This window comes from Rhodococcus sp. 15-2388-1-1a, from assembly GCF_002259145.1.
Lineage (GTDB): Bacteria > Actinomycetota > Actinomycetes > Mycobacteriales > Mycobacteriaceae > Rhodococcoides.
The window spans coordinates 19,571-42,350 of record NZ_NPFP01000054.1; the positions used below are offsets into that span (position 1 = coordinate 19,571).

At 61.9% G+C, this 22,780-nt stretch carries 17 protein-coding genes; 11 read left to right on the forward strand and 6 right to left on the reverse strand.

The genetic code is table 11. From position 1 onward, the window contains the following. Nucleotides 1-7: 7 nt before the first annotated feature. The 6 genes from CH302_RS28940 (at nucleotide 8) to CH302_RS28965 (ending at nucleotide 6,633) form a co-directional block, all read left to right on the forward strand. Nucleotides 8-1,036 carry an ABC transporter permease gene (locus CH302_RS28940; protein WP_176460807.1) on the forward strand — a complete coding sequence of 343 codons (1,029 nt, stop codon included), beginning with the start codon at nucleotides 8-10 and terminating at the stop codon, nucleotides 1,034-1,036. Between the two features lie 116 nt (nucleotides 1,037-1,152). Further along, complete coding sequence (locus CH302_RS28945) at nucleotides 1,153-1,947, forward strand: MBL fold metallo-hydrolase (RefSeq protein WP_037189128.1); 795 nt, start codon at nucleotides 1,153-1,155, stop codon at nucleotides 1,945-1,947. Nucleotides 1,948-2,338: 391 nt separating this feature from the next. Then, on the forward strand, nucleotides 2,339-3,289 hold the full coding sequence (locus CH302_RS28950) for an aldo/keto reductase (RefSeq protein WP_037189127.1): 951 nt from the start codon (nucleotides 2,339-2,341) through the stop codon (nucleotides 3,287-3,289). 109 nt (nucleotides 3,290-3,398) lie between these two features. Next, complete coding sequence (locus tag CH302_RS28955; RefSeq protein ID WP_037189126.1) at nucleotides 3,399-4,169, forward strand: SDR family NAD(P)-dependent oxidoreductase; 771 nt, start codon at nucleotides 3,399-3,401, stop codon at nucleotides 4,167-4,169. A gap of 93 nt (nucleotides 4,170-4,262) precedes the next feature. After that, nucleotides 4,263-4,904 (forward strand): NAD(P)H-binding protein, encoded by a 642-nt coding sequence (locus CH302_RS28960; protein WP_037189125.1) that lies wholly within the window; start codon nucleotides 4,263-4,265, stop codon nucleotides 4,902-4,904. Between the two features lie 619 nt (nucleotides 4,905-5,523). After that, complete coding sequence (locus CH302_RS28965) at nucleotides 5,524-6,633, forward strand: GGDEF domain-containing protein (RefSeq protein WP_037189124.1); 1,110 nt, start codon at nucleotides 5,524-5,526, stop codon at nucleotides 6,631-6,633. 989 nt (nucleotides 6,634-7,622) lie between these two features. Here CH302_RS28965 and CH302_RS28970 read toward each other — a convergent pair. After that, nucleotides 7,623-7,934, reverse strand: coding sequence for a putative quinol monooxygenase (locus CH302_RS28970; RefSeq protein WP_037189122.1), 312 nt, complete (start codon nucleotides 7,932-7,934; stop codon nucleotides 7,623-7,625). Between the two features lie 108 nt (nucleotides 7,935-8,042). On the opposite strand from CH302_RS28970, the gene CH302_RS28975 reads away from it, so the two are divergent. After that, on the forward strand, nucleotides 8,043-8,984 hold the full coding sequence (locus CH302_RS28975) for a GlxA family transcriptional regulator (RefSeq protein ID WP_037189121.1): 942 nt from the start codon (nucleotides 8,043-8,045) through the stop codon (nucleotides 8,982-8,984). Nucleotides 8,985-9,722: 738 nt separating this feature from the next. Here the strand turns inward: CH302_RS28975 and CH302_RS28985 are convergent. From CH302_RS28985 to CH302_RS28995, 3 genes are all read right to left on the reverse strand, one after another. Beyond that, nucleotides 9,723-11,819, reverse strand: a complete 2,097-nt coding sequence (locus tag CH302_RS28985) for a transglycosylase domain-containing protein (protein WP_176460808.1) — start codon at nucleotides 11,817-11,819, stop codon at nucleotides 9,723-9,725. 604 nt (nucleotides 11,820-12,423) lie between these two features. After that, nucleotides 12,424-13,449, reverse strand: coding sequence for a zinc-dependent alcohol dehydrogenase family protein (locus CH302_RS28990; RefSeq protein WP_037189120.1), 1,026 nt, complete (start codon nucleotides 13,447-13,449; stop codon nucleotides 12,424-12,426). 213 nt (nucleotides 13,450-13,662) lie between these two features. Next, nucleotides 13,663-13,866, reverse strand: coding sequence for a hypothetical protein (locus CH302_RS28995; protein WP_037189118.1), 204 nt, complete (start codon nucleotides 13,864-13,866; stop codon nucleotides 13,663-13,665). 588 nt (nucleotides 13,867-14,454) lie between these two features. Here CH302_RS28995 and CH302_RS29000 point away from each other — a divergent pair. Then, nucleotides 14,455-15,540, forward strand: coding sequence for a PQQ-dependent sugar dehydrogenase (locus CH302_RS29000; protein WP_082323560.1), 1,086 nt, complete (start codon nucleotides 14,455-14,457; stop codon nucleotides 15,538-15,540). Between the two features lie 766 nt (nucleotides 15,541-16,306). Continuing rightward, nucleotides 16,307-17,542, forward strand: coding sequence for an MFS transporter (locus CH302_RS29010; protein ID WP_230596199.1), 1,236 nt, complete (start codon nucleotides 16,307-16,309; stop codon nucleotides 17,540-17,542). A 592-nt stretch (nucleotides 17,543-18,134) separates the two neighbouring features. On the opposite strand, the gene CH302_RS29015 is transcribed toward CH302_RS29010, so the two are convergent. Beyond that, nucleotides 18,135-18,839, reverse strand: coding sequence for a serine hydrolase (locus CH302_RS29015; protein ID WP_176460809.1), 705 nt, complete (start codon nucleotides 18,837-18,839; stop codon nucleotides 18,135-18,137). A gap of 497 nt (nucleotides 18,840-19,336) precedes the next feature. Between CH302_RS29015 and CH302_RS29020 the strand changes: the two genes are divergently transcribed. Together CH302_RS29020 and CH302_RS29025 are read left to right on the forward strand one after the other, a co-directional pair. Continuing rightward, nucleotides 19,337-19,999 carry an SDR family NAD(P)-dependent oxidoreductase gene (locus CH302_RS29020; RefSeq protein WP_037189116.1) on the forward strand — a complete coding sequence of 221 codons (663 nt, stop codon included), beginning with the start codon at nucleotides 19,337-19,339 and terminating at the stop codon, nucleotides 19,997-19,999. A gap of 98 nt (nucleotides 20,000-20,097) precedes the next feature. Then, nucleotides 20,098-21,144, forward strand: coding sequence for an NAD(P)-dependent alcohol dehydrogenase (locus tag CH302_RS29025; RefSeq protein WP_037189181.1), 1,047 nt, complete (start codon nucleotides 20,098-20,100; stop codon nucleotides 21,142-21,144). A gap of 126 nt (nucleotides 21,145-21,270) precedes the next feature. Here the strand turns inward: CH302_RS29025 and CH302_RS29030 are convergent, their stop codons facing one another. Further along, nucleotides 21,271-22,761: an NAD-dependent succinate-semialdehyde dehydrogenase gene (locus tag CH302_RS29030; protein ID WP_037189115.1), complete on the reverse strand. Its 1,491-nt coding sequence runs from the start codon at nucleotides 22,759-22,761 to the stop codon at nucleotides 21,271-21,273. Between the last annotated feature and the right edge of the window lie 19 nt (nucleotides 22,762-22,780).

Genomic DNA, 22,780 nt, shown 5'->3' on the forward strand with positions numbered 1-22,780 from the left:
CAACGCCGTGGCGGAGAAATCCGAGGACGCGGCCGTTCGTACACCCGGCTCGTCGTCGCCGCGAACCTGGAAAGTCTCGACGCTGTTTCAGAACCACAGCATCTTGGCCCTGATCATCGGACTCACAGCGTTGTTCTCGATCCTGCTTCCCAGGACCTTCCCCACTACTGCCAATCTGCAGGGGCTCGCGTTGGGCCAGGCCGTGAGTGCGCTTCTGGCACTGTCGGTTCTGCTGGTCCTCGTCGTCGGCGAATTCGATCTGTCGGTCGGATATACCTTGGGGCTGTCGGCGGTACTCACGGCGAAGCTCGCCGGTGAGTCCGGGCTTCCGGTGCCGTTGACCGTCACGATTGCCTTGCTCGCCGGTGCATTCGTCGGATTGGCTTCCGGATTGCTGGTGGCTCGCTTGCGGGTCGTCTCGCTCATTGCGACACTGGGAGTCGGCTTGGCTGTCAGCGGTGTCACCGTGGGAGTCAGTGGGGGAATGACACTTTCGCAAAACATTCCCTCGGTTTTCCGAACCTTCGTTCAGACCGAGATCCTCGGAGTTGGTTCTGCAGTGTGGATTGTCGCGCTGATCGCACTGGTCATGTACATAGTTCTGACGAAGACACCATTTGGCAGCAAGGTTTACGCGGTTGGCGGTTCCGAGCAGGTTGCTCGGATGGTCGGTATACGCGTTCGACTCATCAAGTGCGTGATGTTCAGTGCAGCAGGTGCACTGGCAGCCCTCGCCGGAATAATGCAGCTCGGATTGGCAGGCGCGGCGAACCCCAGCTTCGGAGCGAACCTGCTCCTACCTGCCTTCGCGGCAACCTTTTTGGGTGCCACCACCGTTCGTCCCGGATTCTTCAATGTCGCTGGAACGATGCTGGCCGTCGTTCTTCTGGCCGTCGGATTTTCCGGACTGAGCCTGCTCGGGGCACCCTTCTGGTTCCAACCGGTTTTTCAAGGCGCAGCATTGGTAATCGGTGTTGTTCTGTCACAGTCGATTTCGAAGTCCGGACGCAAGTCTCGAGCCAAAAAGCCTGCATAGGTCCAGACCGACACGGAACGGGTCTCCCACCGCGCGCGGCCACCGGCCGTGTTCGCGTCCGGGAGACCTGTCGCGCATACGTAGTCCAGCGTCAGGCCCGACCGAAAGAGACCGCTATGAAAGTCGGCACCCACGACATAGTGCCCATCATCGATGGCACCGCACACGAACCGATCGGTAACGCGGTCACCCATCCCGACGGCAAAATCTGGGATTGCGTCGAGCATCCCACCGACGAGACCGGTCGCATCCGTCTGGACATCGGCTCGTTCCTGATTCGAATCAGAGACCGTGTCGTCCTGATCGACGCTGGAGGTGGAGTTCATTCCGGCGCGGACACCACAACTGGAAGCATGCTCGACAATCTTCGAGACGCTGGAGTCGAGCCGTCCGACGTGACGGACGTCTGTTTCACGCACATGCACTGGGATCACATCGGCTGGTCTACCGTCGACGGCCGAATCACGTTCCCGAATGCGACCTTTCGCCTGCACCAGGACGATTGGACGTACTTCATGACCGGTACCACTTCGGACCCCCGGATACGCGAAATCATCGCACCCATCGAGGACCACGTCGAACCGTTCTCCGTCGAACACGAGATCATTCCAGGCCTGATCGCCAGGCCGGCACCGGGGCATACACCGGGCAGCACCATTTACATCGTTCACGACGGCAAAGAACGTGCCCTTCTCCTCGGCGACACCCTCCACACTGTCGGCGAACTCACCGAGCCCGAATGGATCGGCATGTGGGATGTCGACCCCATCGCAGCGGGAATAATGCGCAACCGCATCGCCGACGAGCTCGCCTCCACCGGCGATCCATTCGCTCCCGCACATTTTCCCGAACTCGCCTTCGGCCGCCTGGCCACCCTCGACGGACTCCGTCGATTCACCTGGGCGCAGTGAGCAGCATCAGATTTTCGAGTATCAGAACTGATCGCCGACCCATCCAAGAACTCGTGCGACGGTGAGGCGTGAGGCCATGATTACGGCTTGGCCGCAATCCACCCGGTTCATCGGAGGTCGCGGGACGTCGAGCTGAATCCGGACCCCCACATTTATGGCTCTCCGCCGGCAGCTGACCGCCGCCGGTGGCCCGGGGTGCCCTGTCAGGGTATTCCACCCTGCCTGCCGATCGTCCTACGGTGGAAAGCGAAGCCGGCGTAAGCGAACGTGCTTCTCGTCGCGGTGGCGTTTGCGAACACGAGATGGCATGTCGGCAGGCTCAACCGTCCGCAGATCCTTCCCCAACGAGGCGACGCGGCGGATCACCCTTGACGAGACCTACGGAGGATTTATGCGTACCGTCCGGTTCGGATCGACCGATATCCAGGTGTCCAACATCGTCGCCGGCATGATGCGGATTGCGGGCAGTACCGATGAGGAGATCCGGCAGCTGTACAGGACGGCTCGCGAGGCGGGGATCGACTTCTTCGACCACGCCGATCTTTATGGGTTCAACCACCCCGGCGGTGGTCCGCACCTATGCGAGCGCCGGTTCGCCGAGGCTCTACAGCTGAGTCCGTCGGAGCGCGAGCAGATCACTTTGCAATCAAAGACCAGTATCGTCGCCGATCCGTGGGGATACGACCAGTCCTACGAGCACATCGTGACCTCGGCAGAGAAATCCCTGCAAGCCTTAGGCACCGACTACCTAGATGTGTTGCTGTTGCACCGTCCCGACGCGCTGGTCGAGCCGGAGGAGGTTGCCCGTGCGTTCGATCACCTGGAATCCACCGGGAAGGTTCGCGCGTTCGGAGTTTCCAACCACACACCGCGGCAGATCGACCTCCTCGAGACTGCGGTAACGCAGCGACTCGTCGCAAACCAGGTGCAGCTGTCTTTGACGCACTCCACAATCATTGCTCAGGGCCTGTCTGCGAACATGGCCGGGCAAGCGGACTCCGTGACCCGCGACGGCGGCGGCATCGTCGACTACTGCCGGATCAAAAAAATCACCCTTCAGGCGTGGTCACCCTTTCAAAAGGGCTTTCAGGATGGTGTGTTTCTCGGCTCCGAGGACTATCCCGAGCTGAACGCCGAACTCGACCGGCTCGCAAAGAAGTACGGTGTCACCCCGATTGCGATCGCGACAGCCTGGATCACCCGCCACCCCGCCGGGATCCAGGTCGTCCTTGGAACGACCACGCCGCAACGGGTGTCCGACGCCGCGGCGGGGTCGGACATAGCACTGACTCGCGGAGAGTGGTACGGACTGATTCAGGCTGCCGGCCACAACGTGCCCTGACCACCCCGCGCGACCCCTGAGGCGGCCGAGCAGCCACGGCTACCCCGGGGGCCTCTCACTCACCTACAGCGGGTCCGAAGATCTACCCCGGAAACACGAAAGGTCAATCATGCCAGTCACTTTCGACTTCACGAACAAGAACGTATTCATCACCGGGGCCGGAAGCGGCATCGGTCGAGCCACGGCGGAAGCCTTCGCAGCCGCGGGTGCCGACGTCGCCGTCACCGACACCACAAAAAAGCCTCTACATGAGACCGCTGAGCTCGTCGAAGCGCACGGCCGACGCGTGCACATCGCCATCTGCGACGTCACCGACAGCAAGAGTGTCGAGGACGCGGTGAAGTCCTCTGTCGACGCTCTCGGTCCGATCGACATCGGGGTGAACAATGCCGGCATCGAGCAACCGCCGAAGCCCCTTGCCGAGATCGGCGATGAGGAATGGGACCGTCTCATCGCGGTCGACCTGCGTGGGGTGTTCGTCTCCATGAAGCATGAAATCCTCGCCATGACAGAACGAGGCGGCTCGATCGTCAACATTTCTTCAGGTGCCGGGGTTATCGGCATCAAAGGCCAGTCCGCCTACGCGGCTGCGAAGCACGGCATCCTCGGTATGACAAAGTCGGCGGCCCTCGATTACGCGGCGCAGGGCATCCAGATCAACGCGATCTGCCCCGGCATCATCGAGACTCCAATGATGGGCCGGTTCTCTGGTGACACACCGGAGGGGCGAGCGCGGGTCATCGCTCAGGAGCCAATCGGGCGCATGGGCACCCCTGAAGAGATCGCCTCAGCCGTCCTGTGGCTCTGCTCAGATCTCGGGGGTTTCACGATCGGCCATTCCCTGGTCGTGGACGGTGGCCAGACCATCGGCATCAGCTAGCACCCGTATCCGCCGGCCGTCCCGAGTGTGACCTGGCCCGTGGTGTGGCTTGCCAGTCACGCATCGACTTCGCCCGTTCAGAAGGAGTAACCCATGAAGAACGTCGTCATCATCGGAGCGAACGGCCGGTCTGCACGAGAGATCATCTCTCGCCTGGCCCAGCAGAAAGACGTTGCCCTCACGCTGTTCCTGCGCCGGCCGCATCGCCTCGACGGCATCGCGACGGACACCATGACGCTGGTGGAAGGTGACGCACACGACCGGGACGCGCTCCGTGCGGCGATGATCGACCAGGACATCGTGATCGTCGCCCTCGGCGGCGAAGACCTTGATACCACCACGGCCGCAGTGGTCGACGCTGCGGAGGAGGCCGGCGTTCGACGAATCGTCACTATCAACGCGGGAGGCATCTACGACGAGCTGCCGGAGCCCTTCAACACCTGGGACTACCAGCGCGCCGGGGCGACCCGCCCCAGGAACCGGAAGTCCGCGGATGTCGTCGAGCAGTCATCGCTGGCCCACACCATCCTCCGCCCGGTCTGGCTGACGGACGAGACGGTGACGGATGTCGAACTCACACGGAAAGGCGAACCCTACAAGGGCACCGAGACCTCTCGCGCGAGCCTCGGGAACTTCATCGCGGGCATCGTCGCCGACCCCGATTCCCACGTCGGCGAGAATCTGGGAATTACGCAGCCGGACACCGACGGGGACAGGCCGGCGGCGTACCGCTGACTCCTCTTGCTCGGCTTCGATCATTTCGTGTCGCACACAGCTCGCCGAGCCCGGCAATGTGGTGATCTATGGCGCTCGGCGACCTCGAGGCAATGACGCAGTGGTCGAAGACTACCCAGGACGGCGGGGTATCGACCTGGGTATAGCTGAATCACCCTGGACGCCAGTTTAATCCAATCGACGTCGGCACACACACCGGGCGCACTCAGCTTGGTGTCGTCGGAATTTCCCGGAGCGACTACCGCCGCACGAGCTGACCGGTGCCGAAATCGAGGACTTCGTTCAACGCTTCGCAATTGCAGCGGCGGTGTGCGAGACCGACCAGGTTGACGGTGCTCAGATTCACGGCGGCTTGGTCTCCACCAGCGACACAGGTGCACTCGTGTCCGGCAGTATAGGCGCGGGTGGTGGCAGAGGTAGCGGAACGAGCATGCGACGTTGTACCGCTCCAATGCATCCGGACATAGCACCGAGCACCAAAAGGATCGACGCCTGCCATTCGAGCTGTTTTTAACGGCGCAATCTGTCAACATATGTGTTTACAGATGCGAAAGGTGCGATTCTGCTAGGTTGTCGTTGCACAGCTTGCGGGGGCTCGCATTCTCGACCAGAGGTTCTCATGATCGCCGTACTTGCCCGCTTCACGGCATCACTACGGTCGTGGGCACTAACTTCAGATCGACCTGTCGGTCGGCTAGGCCTCGACGAACTCCCCGCGGGGCGGGCGAAGCTGACACAGTACCTTGCAGGTGTCGCGACGCTCATCATCGGAATTATCGGGTTCGTCAGCGCACCATCGGAGGAGTACACAGGCCTCGGCGTCCCCGTGGTGGTCCTGATCAGCCTCACGACACTCCCAATTGCCGCGCGGTGGTTCGTCGGTTCTTGGCCCAGCCCCAAAACATTAGTTGCATTCGTCATCTACGCCGACATAACTATTACAGTCTGCCTACTCCTGAAACAGGACTTATTGACGGCAATTGGTGGGACGGTTCTGTTCGCAGTAGTCACCACGTTCGCAGTCATTGCTGTTTCGCCAATGGCTTGCTGGACTCACATAGCGTCTTCGGTAGTCGTTCTGGGCATCATCGCGGTTAGGGCTGCACTGAACGATGCAGCTAGCTGGTGGGTGGTTGTGGCGCATACGCTGACCATGCTGCTGATGTTCTCAGCACCGTTGGTTCTCATAGTGTACGTCGGCGAACTTCGGTCCCGAGCGCGCGATTCCTTGGTGGACCCCTTGACTGGCCTGAGGAATCGTCGAGGGCTGTTCGCTGCGATCGAAGCGATCATCATCACAACGTCGACAAACCGACAGATGGCGATCTGTGCAGTGGTCATAGACGTCGACGGCATGAAGGGCGTAAACGATAATTTCGGTCACCACACCGGCGACGCGGTATTACTGGATCTGGCCGAACATCTACGCGCATCGATGGTGAAGGAATGGGTGGTCGCCCGCCTCGGCGGTGACGAGTTCGCGTGCGTGACGATCGCAGATCTGGGCAAAGCCGAACGTCGAGTCGCAGACCTGGTGACAGCGCTGACCAGCGCTCAGATAATTTCTGGTGTAACTGTCAGCGTGGGGTCGGCGATCAGCGAGGTACGCACCGATAGCTCTGAACAGGAAATACTGCTTCTGCTCAGAACTGCCGACGCCGAGATGTACCGTGCGAAAAAGGCCAGGAAAAACGCGCTGCTCCACCCTAAATGCGACCCGGCTGACTAGCCAACGGTGCCCGCCTGAACGATTACTTGCCGAGTGACGAAGCGCAATGCGATTCGGTCGATCCACCCAACCCGTCTACCTTTTGGGAAGAGGGATGCCAGGCCGCATCTGTACGTCGCAACGCTGGCTTGCTCGGCAAATGGCGCGGGGTTCTTGAACCAAAATGACCTAACCGCAGGCCGTCGACGAGCTCTTCTACGTCTGCCGAGTATGACGGTTCGATCCGATGGCCAGGGTCCGCCACCCGACTCCAGCCTGGTTATTGCGAGCTTCGCTGTGATCGCGCTCGGTGAAAGTTGCCAGACCCGATCTTCGACAGTGCACACCAGTGTGTTCCGCTGAGGTGCGTTGACAAAGTCCAACCCCCTATCGCAGAGAAGTGGTGGTTGCGAACTCTCGGCCGATCTGCCCGCCGGACAAGCGCAATCAAGCTCACCAGTTCCGCAGTTTGCGCGGTGACCTCGTCAATGAAACGTCTTCGACGACGACGGGACCGGCGAGGAGGAGGGCGCGGTGAGCTAAAGGAATGGAGCTTGCTCGGCTTCGACGCCGCCGCAAGCGCCGGTGAAACGGTCGGTACTGGTCGGTCGTCGTCGGTCACCACCGGATGGCGGCGTCCCCCACGCTCGGCGTTTGCGCAGGTCAGCGGCTCGTTCGCCCAGTGGGCGCATCAAGCGATAGACGCAAAGCCGACGTGATTAGGTCGTCGGTTCGATTCCGACAGGCGGCTCCGGCGAACAGCCCCTGACCTGCGGAAACGCAGGGCAGGGGCGGTTCGGTTCTGGTGGTCGCGCGATGCGCTGGCCTCACGGCTCTGCCCGACACCGACGTCGCTCTCCTCTGCGACGGAACCCTCGCCGGCTGAGCGCTCGCGGCCGGCATCCTGTCCGTGTGCCGATAGGCCTCGCACCGCTCGGCAACGCAGCGTGGCGTTGCGTCGCGACCTGGCGACGGCTCGGCGGGGCGCGATCGTCTCGTGCGTTGGCGGACTACGGGAGCTTGGACGCGAGGACGTCGGCCGCCAGGATCTCGGGTGCTGCGCCGAGGAGGTGCTGGTTGGCCATCAGGGCTGCGACGATGGCGCCGTTGGCGTGGGCGTCGCGAGCGGCCTCGTCGGGGAATGCATCGAAGATCCAGAAGGTGTCGGCGTGGGTCCTGACCGCGAACCAGACAATCGTTCCTACTTCTTCGTTGGCGAGCGCGACAGCGCCGGCGAGCAGATCGGCGAGCGCGTCCTGCTGTCCATCGGCCGCGACGATCTTGGCGACGAAGGCATACGGAAGTGATGCGGGTGTGGACATGAGGGGTTCTCCTAGGTGTCGAGGTTTCTTGGTGAAGCGAGTTCAGCGTATGACGAGCAAGGGCATGTGAGAAGTGGCGTATACGGCAGTATTGCTATTGTTCGCGCCATGCGTATCGGACTGATCGCGATCGACGGCTGCTTCGGTTCGGCTGTCGCGTCGGTCATCGACATCGTGCGGGTGGCCGACGGAGCCCGCGGCGATGTCGACCCGCGGATCGACCCGATCGAACTCGCCATACTCGGACCGAAACGGAGAGTGACCACGACGGCATCGATGACCCTGTCGGTGGACCACCCGCTGTCGGAGTCCGCAGAGTTCGACGTGGTCGTCGTCCCTGCGCTTGGAACCCTCACGGCCGCCGCTACCAACGACGCCCTCCAGAGCCGAGATGCTCGTTCGGTCATCGCCTCGCTCGGGCGCCTCGACGACGCGACCACCCGGATCGCCGCGGCGTGCACCGGCGTGTTCGCTGTCGCCGAGACCGGACGGATGCATCATCGGCGGGCGACGACCAGCTGGTTCCTGGGGCCGGAGTTCCTGAAGCGCTATCCGACCGTCACCCTCGATCTCGACACCATGGTCGTGGTCGACGGGAACCTCGTCACCGCCGGCGCCGCGTTCGCCCACATCGACCTCGCGCTCTCACTCGTGCGATCGATCAGCCCCGACCTGGCCCAACATGTCGCCAAGCTCCTCATCATCGACGAGCGTCCGTCGCAGGCGGCCTTCGTCGCCTACGAACATCTCCGGCACGAGGACCCGATCGTCGTCGAGTTCGAACGCTTCGTGCGCGCCCGCCTGGACGAACCGTTCAACGTCGCCTCCGTCGCGCAGTCGCTCGGCACCAGCCGGCGCACCCTCGAACGACGAGTCCGTGCGGCGCTCAACCTCACTCCGCTCGGCTTCGTCCAACGGCTTCGCATCGAACGAGCTCGGCACCTCTCAGCAACCACGGACCTCACCTCCGCCGAGATCGCGCTACGGGTCGGCTACGCGAACGCCGAGACTCTGCGCTCCCTCCTGCGTAGGGAGCGACGCCGTTCCTGACCTATCGCCATGCCTGTAGCCGGTGTCCTAGTGCTCGACTGGAACCACCTCTCAGCACGTCGCGTCGACGCTCCTGCGTCGCCCCTGGACGACCCACTCGACACGCCCGCAGCACAGGCCATGTGACGTGTCCCGGCTTCCCGGACGGTCGGGGTTGGGTGGCTGTGATGTCGCTGCGTTCTCGTCGAGGGGGTCAGCAGACTCGATCAGGGTCGATTGGGATGAGACGCGAAGGCGGTCAGGTCAGGGCGGCCGAAGCCGGCCGGCGGGGTAGCGTCGGTCACGTCGAGGCCTTTCGGATGGATGGCGTAGGAACCTCCATCGTCGGGAGACCTCGACGTCTACCTGCGGACCGACGCGCCCGGCCGACCTACACCCTCATCTGGGAAGAGCCGTCAATGCCCGCTTCACAATTTGACCGAAAGCCCACCAGCTGCAGAGGTGGAAGACCCTGTCAGGGCACCCCGGCATCAGCGCTGAGCTCCTGGCCTAGGACCTGGATTTACGAACTGTCAGCAGAACTTAACCCGATGCCGCAGGGGCCACTTCGACCGAGCGTCGGCCTCCGAGGACATCGCTACGATGATCGATTTGATCGGAGGTGGTAACCACAACGAGGTCGGGGAAGTCCCCCATTGTTCCCGATTCGTCAGTCCATGCGAAACGGAATCAACGGAACCAAACTGTCCGCCACAACGAGGGAACGGCACAACACTTGGCGGCAGAGACCGACGACAACTATTCGGCCAGACGGTTCTGCCACCGCGCCGTGCCGTCGACGTATCTAACGTCGGAAGTAGGCAAAGACACCGACGCGAACTCGGGAACAACTCGGTCCATGGCCTGAAACCAGGTCCGAGCAGGTTCGTTGCCGCCGAACAGATTTCCGGATTGGCACGTCCGAACCGGATACGAACAGAGCTGCCCTGGATTCGGGGAATCACCGTAGGTGTAAACGGCCCCAGCGAAACGGTTCGTAAATCCGAGGAATCCGGAAGACATGTTCGACTCCGTCGTTCCCGTCTTACCTGACATCGGCAGTGTCCATCCCACCGCATCCGCGGCGGCCGCCGCCGTACCTCCCGGTTGATCGTCCCTGCTCATCGCCACGGCCAGCGTGTCCGCCAAGCCTGGATCGACGACCTGCTCACACGCATCTCGAGGGATAGGAACAGGCACCCCGTCGCGGTCGTACAGAGCATCGATCGGATTCGGTGCGCACCACGCTCCACCGGAGGCCAAAGTCGCACCGACATTTGCCATTTCGAGCGGATTGATCCACGCCGGTCCGAGGGTGAAGGATCCGAGATTCTGGTCCTTCTGGAAATCCGCCATGCTTTGCTCACCTCCGGACGACCCCGGCTCGTCGTACGACCGGAGACCGAGACGAACCGCTATGTCGACGGTTGGGGTGACACCGACCCGTGAAATGAGGTCTACGAAAGCAGTGTTCGGCGACTGTGCCAAAGCATCTGTCAGACTGAGACGCGGCGAAGTGGGTGCCGCGTTCTCCACACAATATGTCGAGGGCGGGCACCCCCGGGCACCTCCGTTTCCGAGGCCTTCCATCTCGACTCGTGGAGGATTGTTCAGCAACGACCGGATCCCGAGCCCCTCTTCCAGCCCGGCGGCCGCTGTGAAAATTTTGAACATCGATCCCCCGCCGTGACCCACCAAGGAATAGGGTTGTGGCTGCACAGTTTCATCCGATGCGCTGTCCAGTCCGTAAGTACGACTACTGGCCATGGCGAGAACCCGCCGATCGTCCCGACCCGGTTCGATCACGTTCATCACCGACGCCGCCCCATTCGCGCTCGGACTGGTATTTGCCACTACCCCGGCCTTTACCGAGTCCTGGACCTCAGGATCGAGTGTTGTGCGAATAAGATACCCGCCGTTGGCTATATCCGTCCGACTGATCCCGGCATCCTCGAGGTAGTCCAACGCGTAGTCGCAGAAGAAACCTCGGTCACCCGCAGCTATGCATCCGCGTTCGAGTGTCCGAGGCTCAGGGAGTACTCCGAGTGGCTCGAGCTGCGCTGCCCGGAATTCATTCATGCGGTCGGGGATTGTTTCGATCATCGTGTCGAGAACCACATTTCGACGCGCAATGACTCCGGCCTCGTTCGTATACGGATTGAGTGCCGAGCTGGATTGCACCATTCCCGCAAGCATGGCCGACTGCGTGATATCGAGTGCGCTCGCCTCGACACCGAAATAGGTCCGTGCAGCGTCCTGAATGCCGAACGACGAATTGCCGAACGGAACCAAGTTCAGATAGCGAGTCAGAATCTCGTCCTTACTCAGCCGTCGGTCCAGATCCAGCGCAGTCCGAATCTCTCTGATCTTGCGGGACGGCGTCGTCTCGATTGCCGCGCGTCGTTCGGCGTCGGTTCGGGCGAGCACATGAAGCTGATAGTTCTTGACGTATTGCTGAACGAGCGTCGACGCACCCTGCTGCACTTCGCCACTGGTCGTGTTCGTCACCGCCGCGCGAAGCGTGCCCTGCCAGTCGACACCCCGGTGCTCGCCAAACCTGCGATCCTCCACCGACACGATGGCGAGCTTCATCTCGTTGGAGATCTGGTTACTTGTCACCTCGAACCGACGCTGATCGTACAACCACGCGATGGGGTTGCCATCTGCATCGGTCATCGTCGACACTGCCGGCACCGATCCGTTCACGACCATCTCGGCAGTCGTATCAGACGAGTCGAGTGCGCGCGAGGACACGTATCCAGCACCGCCCACAAGCGGAAACATCAGTCCTGCCACAGCCAGCCCAGCGACGACACAGCAGCCGCCGAGCTTCACCAAGGTCTTTCGTCTGCTCATGTCGTTCTTCGTTCCTGTCAATCAAATGCACGAAGGTTGTTCGAGGGCGCTCTTGCCTCGAGTGGACCGGATGTCATTGTCAAAAAGCGTGTGACACGCAGTTGTTGCCGCACAGTGGTTGTGCGGGCATGTCGATCGGGTTCTGGGTTGGAACGAAGCCGGACGAAGCTACGTCTGGCCGAGAGGTTCCGGGGCGCACCGAGTCACCGGACGAACTCGACACCAAGTGTGACAGCTATCAGAGTGACACCGGCGGCGCAAGAAAGCGGAACGGAGTTTGGATTTGAGCGGACAGCGCTTCATAAATCTGAATTTTGGAACGCTACGCGGGCCGTCTGTGTTGCCGGAGGGCGTCCCCCTTATTGACCATGTAAAGCCCGTGCGTCCATGGCGGTCGGAATAACATTGCGAAGCGACTGTCTTTGCCGATAGTCCGGGTCGAAACCAACTGATTAAAGAGAAATCGGACCGGGGGCTTGCACGTCGATTGTGGCAGACGGAAGGGAATGCTTCCCGGAAGAACTTCACTGTATCCTCATCGATGCGACAGCCGTGCCAGAAGTTCAACACAACTCCGCTTTCGGATGGATATCAGCCTCCCCGTCTATAGGGTAAGCAAAACTTTCGTAGCGCGACGCTCATCCATGGCCCCGTATCCCTCAGCCGCCTGCTCTAGGGTAAGCGTCAAATCGAAAACTTTGCCCGGGTTGATCTTTCGACTCCAAATCAAGTCGATCAACTCGGGAAGGAACCGTCGAACAGGTGCCGGCCCACCATGAAGATGGACACTCGACAAGAAAAGACCGAGCCCTTCGAGTGTGACTCCATGCGAAACACCGACATAGCCGACGAACCCGCCCGGCCGTGTGGCGTCGATCGCCTGCCACATGGACTCCTGTGTGCCGACTGCTTCGACAGTTCCATGCGCACCGTAACCGCCGGTAAGTTCTTTTACTTTGGCCGCGCCGTCTTTTCCGCGTTCTTCGATAATATCGGTTGCACCGAACTCTACGGCCAGTCTCTGGCGATCTGCGTGACGACTGAATGCGATGATTCGCTCGGACCCTAGTTGCTTGGCTGCCAAAATCGCGGACAGACCGACTGCGCCGTCGCCGACAACAGCTACGGTCTTCCCCGGGCCAGCTTCCGCCGCCACAGCCGCGTACCACCCCGTGCCCAAAACGTCCGAAGCAGCCAATAGGGACGGTACGAGGTCTGCGTCCGGATGAGACGGAGTCGCGACAAGAGTTCCGTCAGCCAACGGAATGCGTGCGTACTCCGCCTGCGTGCCGATCGCACCCATCATGACGTTGTGCACACAGCGTGACTGATAGCCGGCCTGACATATCTCGCAGGTGTTGTCCGAGGCGACGAAGGATCCGACGACGTAGTCGCCGACCTTCACATGTTCGACGGATGCGCCGATCTCCTCGACAACACCGACGTATTCGTGGCCCATCGGTTGAGGAGTCACGTACAACGGCTCCGAGCCACGGTAGGGCCAAAGATCCGAACCACAGATGCAAGTAGCTGTGACACGGATAACCGCGTCGGTGGGCTCGACAATCGTCGGCTTCTCGCGGTCTTCGACGCGAACATCGCCGGCTGCGTACATTGTCACACTACGCATGATGATTACTCCTCAGTTCGTTTGTAGCTGGTCACGGCGAGGCCCTGCTAAGAGAGCTGAGTCTGAGCCGTGTTCTTCGTCTGATCAAACCCGGTCGCGAAGGAATGCGGGAGGCCCTGGCAGGGCACCTCTTGGGCAACCGGCTCTTCGTGTGTCCGACCACAATGGCGGGGTGTCGCCTTTGTGGTCAAAGTCGTGTGGAACGAGCAACGTTCACTCGACTTCCATCTCGAATTGGTCACGGAAAGCGAACTGCTGATTCTCGACGCGATCGCCGGTCCCATCGTGAATGGTGGACAACCAGGTCGTCGACGACACGTTGGACGACGCAGGGTCCGGTTGCTCGGCAATGCCACTGTTGCCGGCAATCGGATGGTCGCGAAGCCTGCGCCCGCAATCTGCCTGATGTTGCGACATCCGACAGATCGAGAAGCAAAGCACGATAGGTTGAACGAAATTCTGAGAAAAGCTTCACGTCCTCGTTCGACCGCACACTTTGTGGCAAGAAGGCGCGGCAAGGAGGATGACTTTCCGGTTGCAGCGGCAGAGTCACGCAACAAGATGATCAGCTGTCCTACGCCCGCGGGTGGAATCCCCCCCCGATATGGGTGTACCAGCAGGGCATCCTAATTGCCCCAATTGTCACTTACTGTCGAGCCATGCCTCACGAGATCTGCTCACGGGCCGTAGACGATGCAGGCAAGAACGGGTTCGGTACGAGACCAGTGGGCGACAGAAGCCGGACCTGGTTCTGGCACCGCCCGACAGTTCGGTCGACAGCGGCTTTCGTTCGCAGTGCTCGCCTCCAACGCGATCTACCCACAGGAGCAACACAATGGTGCAAGGCGAATTATTCAGCGCAACAGTTGGTTCGAATCTTGATACGTCTCCCAGAGCAATGCACGAGGGTGCCGGACACTCCATTTCGGCTCCCCTGACCGACCCACTCCGAACTGTGCAACAAACAACGCCGACGTCTGGCTCGACCGCAACCACAAGCATCCGATGAGAACCACGTACCGCGCCGCAGCCTGCGTCGCCGCGTCCATCATCACCGTCACACTTTCGTCATGTGCATCGTCGTCCGACGACGAGTCGACACCTCAGGGGCCCGCGGGGCCCGTCGAGTTACACCTGCCGTCGACCTCCAGTGCCTCAGTCGTGACCGATGGCTTGGATGCACCCTGGGCGATAGCATTTTTCGAGAACAGCATGCTGATCAGCGAGCGCGACACCGGACAGATCATCGAGCTCGGCGCAGACGGCAACCGCAGCACTGCGGGAACAGTTGATGTGGCCCCTGCGGGCGAAGCCGGGCTCTTGGGGCTCGCAGTCCGCGAACGTGACCTTTACACATATTCGACGGCCGCAGATGGAAATCGCATCGACCGATTTGACGTCCTCGGCGCACCCGGCTCCCTCGCCCTGGGTGAACGAACCACTGTGCTCGACGGCATCCCGGCCGCTAGCTATCACGACGGCGGCCGGTTGGCTTTCGGGCCGGACGGGATGTTGTATGCCACAACCGGGGACGCCGGACAACGTGACCGGGCCCAAGATCTCTCGTCGCTTGCCGGCAAGATCCTGAGAATCACCCCCGAAGGGGCTGTACCACCGGACAATCCCTACCCGGACTCATTCGTGTACAGCTACGGTCACCGCAACCCTCAAGGCATCGCATGGGACGCAAATGGCGTGCTGTACGCAAGCGAGTTCGGTGCCAACACGTGGGACGAACTGAACCGCATCGAGCCCGGAAGCAACTACGGCTGGCCACAGATCGAAGGCATCGGGGATACCGAGGGCTTCGTCGATCCGATCCACCAATGGGCCACGAGTGAGGCCAGTCCGAGTGGCATCGCTATCGATGGTTCCACCCTGTTCATGGCGAATCTCAGGGGCGAACGCATGATCGAGGTGGATCTCGACGACCCCGCCTCGGTAGTCGATCGACTCGTTGGAACATACGGGCGGCTGCGAGACGTCACCGTCGCCCCGGACGGCTCACTGTTGATACTGACCAACAACACCGATGGGCGCGGTAACCCAAACGCCGGCGACGACAGGCTTCTCCGCTTCAGCATCCGATGACGTGAAATGCGCGCCGATGCCGCAGCTTCGCAGCGGTTGGGAAGAGGAAGTTCGTCGGTCCGCAAACGTCGACAAAGGACAAAACATGGACAACGAAACCCGGCGCGGTCAAATACCCGGACCCGACCCTCAGATGCCCACCGTTGTGCTCTTTGTCGTGCTGATAGTTCTGCTGGGGGTGCTGACTTACCTGGACGCGTGCGGTAGTTGAAATGACCGTGTAGCTCGATAGTTCGGATGACGGCGACCGTTGGAATGTGGTGTAGTGCCAACCACTCCCGTCCCGGCCGCTATCAGTCGCGGCTCACCTAAGTTGTTCCCGAATGCAATCGATGTCACTGAATCCTGACATCGAGATCTGCGTCACTTAAGCTTCATTCGAGCGAGCAGCCGCACAACGATTTTGGCAGACCCTACTCCCGCCAATGAGCGATAGATCGTCGAGAATACCACCCTCGTTCGGTCAAAACCCTTTAGTGCGAATAGCTTTGGCACGCCCACGATCGCGAACGCATGAGGCGTACTCGAATTTCGGGCATTTCTGCCACAACCGTGCCATACTCCATTTCCCGATCGATCCTGATGGGGTTCCCTGTCCGTGCCTTCCACGGATGCTTCGTAGCAAATAGTGTCGAAGACGGACCAGGTCAAGGCATTCCTGTCCTAGGGGGCAAGTCGGTATCGCCACCCCAGGACCCGACGCAGATCTCGCCCGCGCCTGGTCCGAACTCGACACCTATACGACCCCATCCGAGAGAATTCAGCTGTGTCTATTTCCACCAATAAACGAAAGTCCTTGCCGTTCCTCGTCTACGTCCTCGCAATGGGTACGTTCCTCATGGGCACGTCGGAATTCGTCGTTGCCGGACTCCTGCCCGATATCGCCTCCGACCTCGCAATCGGCATCTCCGAAGCCGGACTGCTGGTCACTGCGTTCGCGATTGGCATGATCGCCACCCCGTTGATCGCGGTGGCGGTACTCAAGATGCCCGAACGGACGACTCTTCTGCTCGCGCTCGCCGTCTACTCCGCCGGACACATCGTGGTTGCACTCACAGACGACCTCTCCATCGTCCTCGTGGCCCGCTTCGTGACCGCGCTCGCAACGGGCGCATTCTGGTCGATCGCTGCATCTGTCGCGTCCCGCGTTGCGGGTCCGGACGCCAGTGCGCGCGCCATCGGCCTGGTCCTCAGTGGCGGCATTCTCGCGACGGTGATCGGCGTGCCCCTTGGCTCTGTCGCCGGCCAGCTGGTGGGTTGGCGCGGTCCGTTCTGGATCCTCGCGGTACTTGCCGTCCTCGCATCAGTGCCGATTGCCCGCTTCGTTCCCGGTGGTCGTTCGTCGTCGACGGTCATCCCTCTGCGGTCACAACTCGCATCGATCGCCACCGCGCGACTCTGGGTGGTCATGACAGCATGCGTGCTGATCTCGACTGCCGTCATGTCCACCTACTCGTTCATCGCGCCCCTACTCACAGAACGCTCCGGCCTGTCCGCCGGACTTCTTCCCGTGGGTCTCGCCGTCTTCGGCGTGGGTGCCGTCACCGGCACGCTCTACAGCGGTCGGTTCGCAGACCGCGCGCCCTATGCAACCGCGCTAACCGGTGGCGTCATAGTCGTGATCGCACTCGGGTTGCTGAGCGTCTTCTCGTCGTTCGCTGCGCCATCGATCGCCCTTCTCGCACTAGCCGGGATGGCCGGTCTGGGCACGAACCCCGTGCTCATGTCGATGGCGGTCCGATTCGCAGAGGGCGCGCCGACTCTGGCCACCTCACTGTGCACATCGATGTTCAACCTCGGAACCGCGGTCGGCACATGGGTAACCGCACAGGCGATCAGCGGATACGGACCCGCCGCGATTCCTGTCGTAGGTGCACTGTTCGCGGTGCTACTCCTCGCTCCGCTGGCGACACTCGTGATCATGGACCGGGCACGTCGGGGTATCCATGGTGCGTCTGCATCGAAGCAGTCGGTGACCCGTGACGAGGTGTCGGTGTGCTGACCGATCCCGTCGTCAACGCATCGCGGTGCCACGGTCGTTTGGAACGGTGAGCACACCGTCGACGATCCCAATTGTTCAGCGACGTCGGGCGTGGTGTCGAACCACACCCGACGTCGTGTCCAGAGCGCTCGAGAGCGTTGCATGCCCGCCGCCCACGGCCGAGGCGCGACCATTGCACTGTTCACTTCACCCCGATCTTCAGCGCGCCTATCGGCAGCGAAATGCGACATCGGCAGGAGCCGACGTACCCCTCGATTCCAATCCACGGTTCACCGATGGTCGCCGACACAGAAGCACCGAAAGACGTGCAGGCCCGTCGCTTGCGCAGGCTCACCGACGAGAAGACGTAGGTCGGTGTACCTACCCGGGCGGATCGGCTCGGATCACCAAAGGAATGGACCCGGCGTTCGAGTTGCTGGTCCTCGAATCGTGGGGCCAATGTTTGAACTCGCCCGATGTCCGGGACTGCCGGTCCTCTTGCCCTCGCTGCGGAGAAGTCCTGAACGCAGTGATCGTCCGCTCCCAAAGCCGAGAACTACTCGAAAACGACGAGACCACGCGGAGTTGAACTCAGGGTGTGACCTTGGGGGTTTCAGCGCAGATCGATTCGGCCCGAGGGAAACAGCGCGGACGCCGTCGCGGTCATGGTCCGGCGAGCATGGTCCGCACCGACCGAACCTCCGCCGAACGTGTTCGCGGACTCACGAGAGGCGATTGCGACGACGTAGCGATGGTCTGGACCGACGAACCCGGTCGACAGATGGATCCAGTCACTGCCCACGCAGCACATCCACCCCTGCTTGACCCCGAGCTCGCTCTCATCTGGCAACGCGTCGGGAAGTCCGAAACGCTGGTAGTAGCCGTCCGCACCCAAACGCGTAAAGTTCTCCAAGTTCGAGAGAATCGCAACCGACCGAGAGGGCGAAAGACCACCAGCACCGTCGATCAGTGCGGAGTAGAAGGTGACCACATCGTTCATCGTGGTTCGAGTCCGCCACCATTCGTCGCCCGGCCGCACCGATGTGAAGGGCAACCCATAACGAGCAGCCACGCGCTCGACGATGTCGTTGCGCCCGAACCGGTTCCAGAGTTGCTCGGCCGCGGAGTCGTCCGAGGAGCGCAACATGGCGTCGATTTGCGCCATGTCACTTCCGCTCAGATCGACCTCACCTCGATCGTCACGGAACAGCAGATCGTCCGCGATGAAGAGCTTCGACACCGATGCGGTTTCGATGGGCTCCTCGTTGCCGTTGGTGGCCCGGCTCCTGCTGACACGGTCCATGAAAGCGATAGACACTCGCGCACCGTTCAGCGCCCCGACCTCGGTAGCCGTGCGCATTCGCACTTCGAGGCGAGCCGCGTCGAATCCTGACACTTCGGTGGCCGTCGCGGCAGATGGTCCCGCACTCTCGACAGCGCTCGGAGCAGTAACCAGGTCGGTTGCAGTGCAGTGCATCGGCGCCGATACAGACAATGAGAGGACGACGACTGCAGTCACAGCAGCACGGCCGACTGCAATTCGAGACCCGGCCCGAGCGAACCGCTGGCGCGGCACCTCAGCGCTCTGCACGAGAAGTCCTCATGGAAGGCGTTTGTCGTAGGGGCACGGGGTCGAGTAAACAGCGGGAACGGTGACGGCGGGAGTCCCTGCTGTGGGGTGTACTGACAGGGAACCACTCAGTGGACGAAAGACCAGGTCACCGCCGGCATCGAACTTGCCACTCGGCCGTCGACACGACAGTGTGGGAAGGACAGGAATCGGTACTCACAACCCAACACGAGGAGTTAAGACAAATGACCACGATCGCAATCATCGGTGCGGGTGAAGGTCTCGGCTCCGCCGTGGCTCGCCGCTTCGGACGCGAAGGACTCGCAGTAGCGCTGATTTCCAGGAACCAGGACAACGTCGACCGCATCGCCGCCCGACTTGTCGACGAAGGGATCACCGCCCGTGGCTTCGCCGCCGATGTACGGGATGCTGAATCGCTTACGGCAGCACTGGATTCAGCAGTCGAGCATTTGGGCCCGATCGAGGTACTGCAATACAGCCCCGTGCCGGCCAAGGAGTTCATGAAGCCCGTCTTGGAAACCAGCGCCGAGGATCTGGCCGGTCCGGTGGAGTTCTCGATCTACGGTCCTGTCACGGCCGTGACACACGTGCTGCCCGGAATGCGCACCCTCGGGCGCGGCACGGTGCTGTTCGTGAACGGGTCGAGCGCTGTTCGCCCCGGAGCCTCCGTCGCGGGCACCTCGATCGCGTTCGCCGGGGAAAGCGCCTACGCGCAACTGTTGCACGATGCCCTCGCACCCGAGGGTCTGCACGTCGGTCAGCTGATCATCCCGCGGGGAATTGGTGCAGGTGAGCCCTCGCACGAGCCGGATGCCCTCGCACAGTCTCTGTGGGAGATCCACACCGAGCGTAAGGAATTCCGGATCTTCGTCGCGCCTCTCGACTGAGCCCGGAGCCGGCGGTCGAGCGTCGACGAAGGGCACCTTGCCGGTACACCCTTTCTCAGAGACTCCCTCGATCGCCGTCCACGGTGTTCGCTGATCACATGACTACTTCCGTGAAGGCCTACGCCGCCACCGCAACCGACCAGCCCCTGTCCCCCATCACGATCGAGCGCCGCGATCTCGGACCGCACGACGTCCTTATCGACATCGAGTTCGCCGGCATCTGCCACTCCGATATTCACACCGCGCGAGGCGAATGGGGCCCGGTGCCGTACCCGCTGGTCGTCGGTCACGAGATCGCAGGAACGGTGGCCGAAGTCGGATCCGAGGTCACCACGCACGCCGTCGGCGATCGCGTTGGAGTCGGGTGCATGGTCAACTCGTGTGGCGAATGCGCCCAATGCGTCAAAGGGTTGGAACAGTACTGCCTCGTCGGCAATATTCAGACCTACGGCGGCACCGACCGCGACGGCACGACGACCCAGGGTGGCTACTCCCAGCAGGTTGTCGTCACCGAACATTTCGTCGTCAAGATTCCCGCGGGCATCGCCCTCGACGCCGCCGCGCCTCTGCTGTGCGCCGGGATCACCACCTATTCGCCGCTCCGCCACTGGGGAGCAGGTCCCGGCAAGAAGGTCGCGGTGGTCGGCATGGGCGGGTTGGGCCACATGGCCGTCAAGATTGCCCACGCGATGGGTGCCGAGGTGACGGTTCTGTCGCAGTCGCTGAAGAAGCAGGAGGACGGACTTCGACTGGGAGCCGACCACTACTACGCAACCAGCGACCCGGACACATTCGACAAGCTCGCGTCCACGTTCGATCTGATCATCAACACCGTCAGCGCCTCGATCGATCTGAACGCACACCTGTCCCTGCTCGCCGTCGACGGCGCGATGGTCAATGTGGGTGCTCCTGCAGAACCCCTTCCGTTGCAGGTCTTCTCGCTCATCCCCCACCGCAGAACGTTTGCAGGATCGGCCATCGGATCGATCGCCGAAACTCAGGAAATGCTCGACTTCTGCGCCGAGCATCATCTCGGAGCCGACATCGAAGTCATCTCCGCGGACAAGATCAACGACGCGTGGGAACGAGTGCTCGCCTCCGACGTTCGCTACCGATTCGTCATCGATACCGCGACATTCGTCTGAGTCCCAATCCGACTATGTGCCGGCCGTCGGTGCAAGCCCGAAAGGTGCTTGCGCCGACGGTCGGTGCCGTCGTCTCCGTGAAGTCGGCACTGCAGGTTCTGCGTGCCGGACGGATTCCGGTGCCGTTCAGGCGCGCGGTATCGCCATGTATTTGTACTCGAGGAACTCGTCGATCCCTACCCGTCCACCCTCGCGCCCCAAACCGGACGCCTTGACGCCGCCGAACGGCGCAGCAGGATTGGACACGATGCCCGTGTTCAGACCTACCATGCCGACCTCGAGGGCATCCCCGACCCGGAAGCTTCGATCGACATCCTGGGTGAACAGGTACGCAGCGAGACCCCACGGGGTGTCGTTGGCGAGACGCACGGCTTCGTCCTCCGAGTCGAACGGAACTATGGCAGCCACGGGCCCGAAGATTTCTTCGGACATGAGGTCCGCGTCGGCAGGCACGTCGGCGAGAACAGTCGGCAAGTAGAAGTAGCCAGGACGGTCCGGCCTCGTACCGCCACAGATCACCTCGGCTCCTCCGCGGACGGCATCGCCGACGAGATCCTCGACTTTCGCCAGGGCTTTCGCATCGATGAGAGGGCCGACTTCCGTACCCGCGTCGACGCCGTCCCCGAGCGTGAGCGCGCCCAACCGCGCTGCCAGCCGCCTGGCGAACTCATCTGCGACCGATCGTTGCACGAGAATGCGATTGGCCGCCGTGCACGCCTCGCCCATGTTCCGCATCTTGGCCGCGAACGCGCCTTCCACGGCTCGATCCAGGTTCGCATCCTCGAACACGATCAGCGGAGCGTTGCCGCCGAGCTCCATCGACGACCGCATGACGTGCTGGGACGCCTGCTCGAGAAGCCTGACACCGACCGCCGTCGAGCCTGTGAAGCTGATCTTGCGGGCAATTCCACTGGCCATCCACGGCGACACGACAGCCGAAGCATCGGTCGTGCACACGACGTTGACGACGCCCTTGGGCAGGCCGACCCGAACAAGAATGTCCACTAGTGCGAGGGACGCGAGCGGTGCAAGATTCGCGGGTTTGAACACCACGGTGCATCCTGCCGCGATGGCCGGCCCGATCTTGCGCGTAGCCATCGCAAGGGGGAAGTTCCACGGCGTGATGAGAACGCATGGTCCGACAGGTTCACGAGAGACGATGATGCGATTCTTTCCGTCACCCGTCGTTGTGACGTCGCCGCCGATGCGAACGGCTTCCTCCGAGAACCACCGGAAGAACTCGGCTGCGTAGGCGACCTCGTCTCTCGCCTGCTCGATGGGCTTGCCCATCTCGCTGGTGATGATGTGTGCGAGGTCCTCCTGCTCGAGCAGCATCAGTTCGTACGCCCGGCGCAGGAGCTCGCTCCGCTCGCGGGGAGAGGTCCTGGTCCACTCCTTCTGGACGCGGCCCGCGGCCTCGATGGCACGACGCGCGTCCCCCGGCCCTCCGTCCGCTACCGTCGCTATGACGTGCTCATTTGCCGGATTGATGACCTCGAAACGGTCACCGGATGCCGCTTCTCCCCATTCCCCACCGATGAATACACCGGTGGGGACTGCGGCGATAGCCGCCCTTGCTCGTTGGGACGAACGAGAGTCGCCGAGTTGGGTAGTCATGGTGTTCTCAGCCTACTTT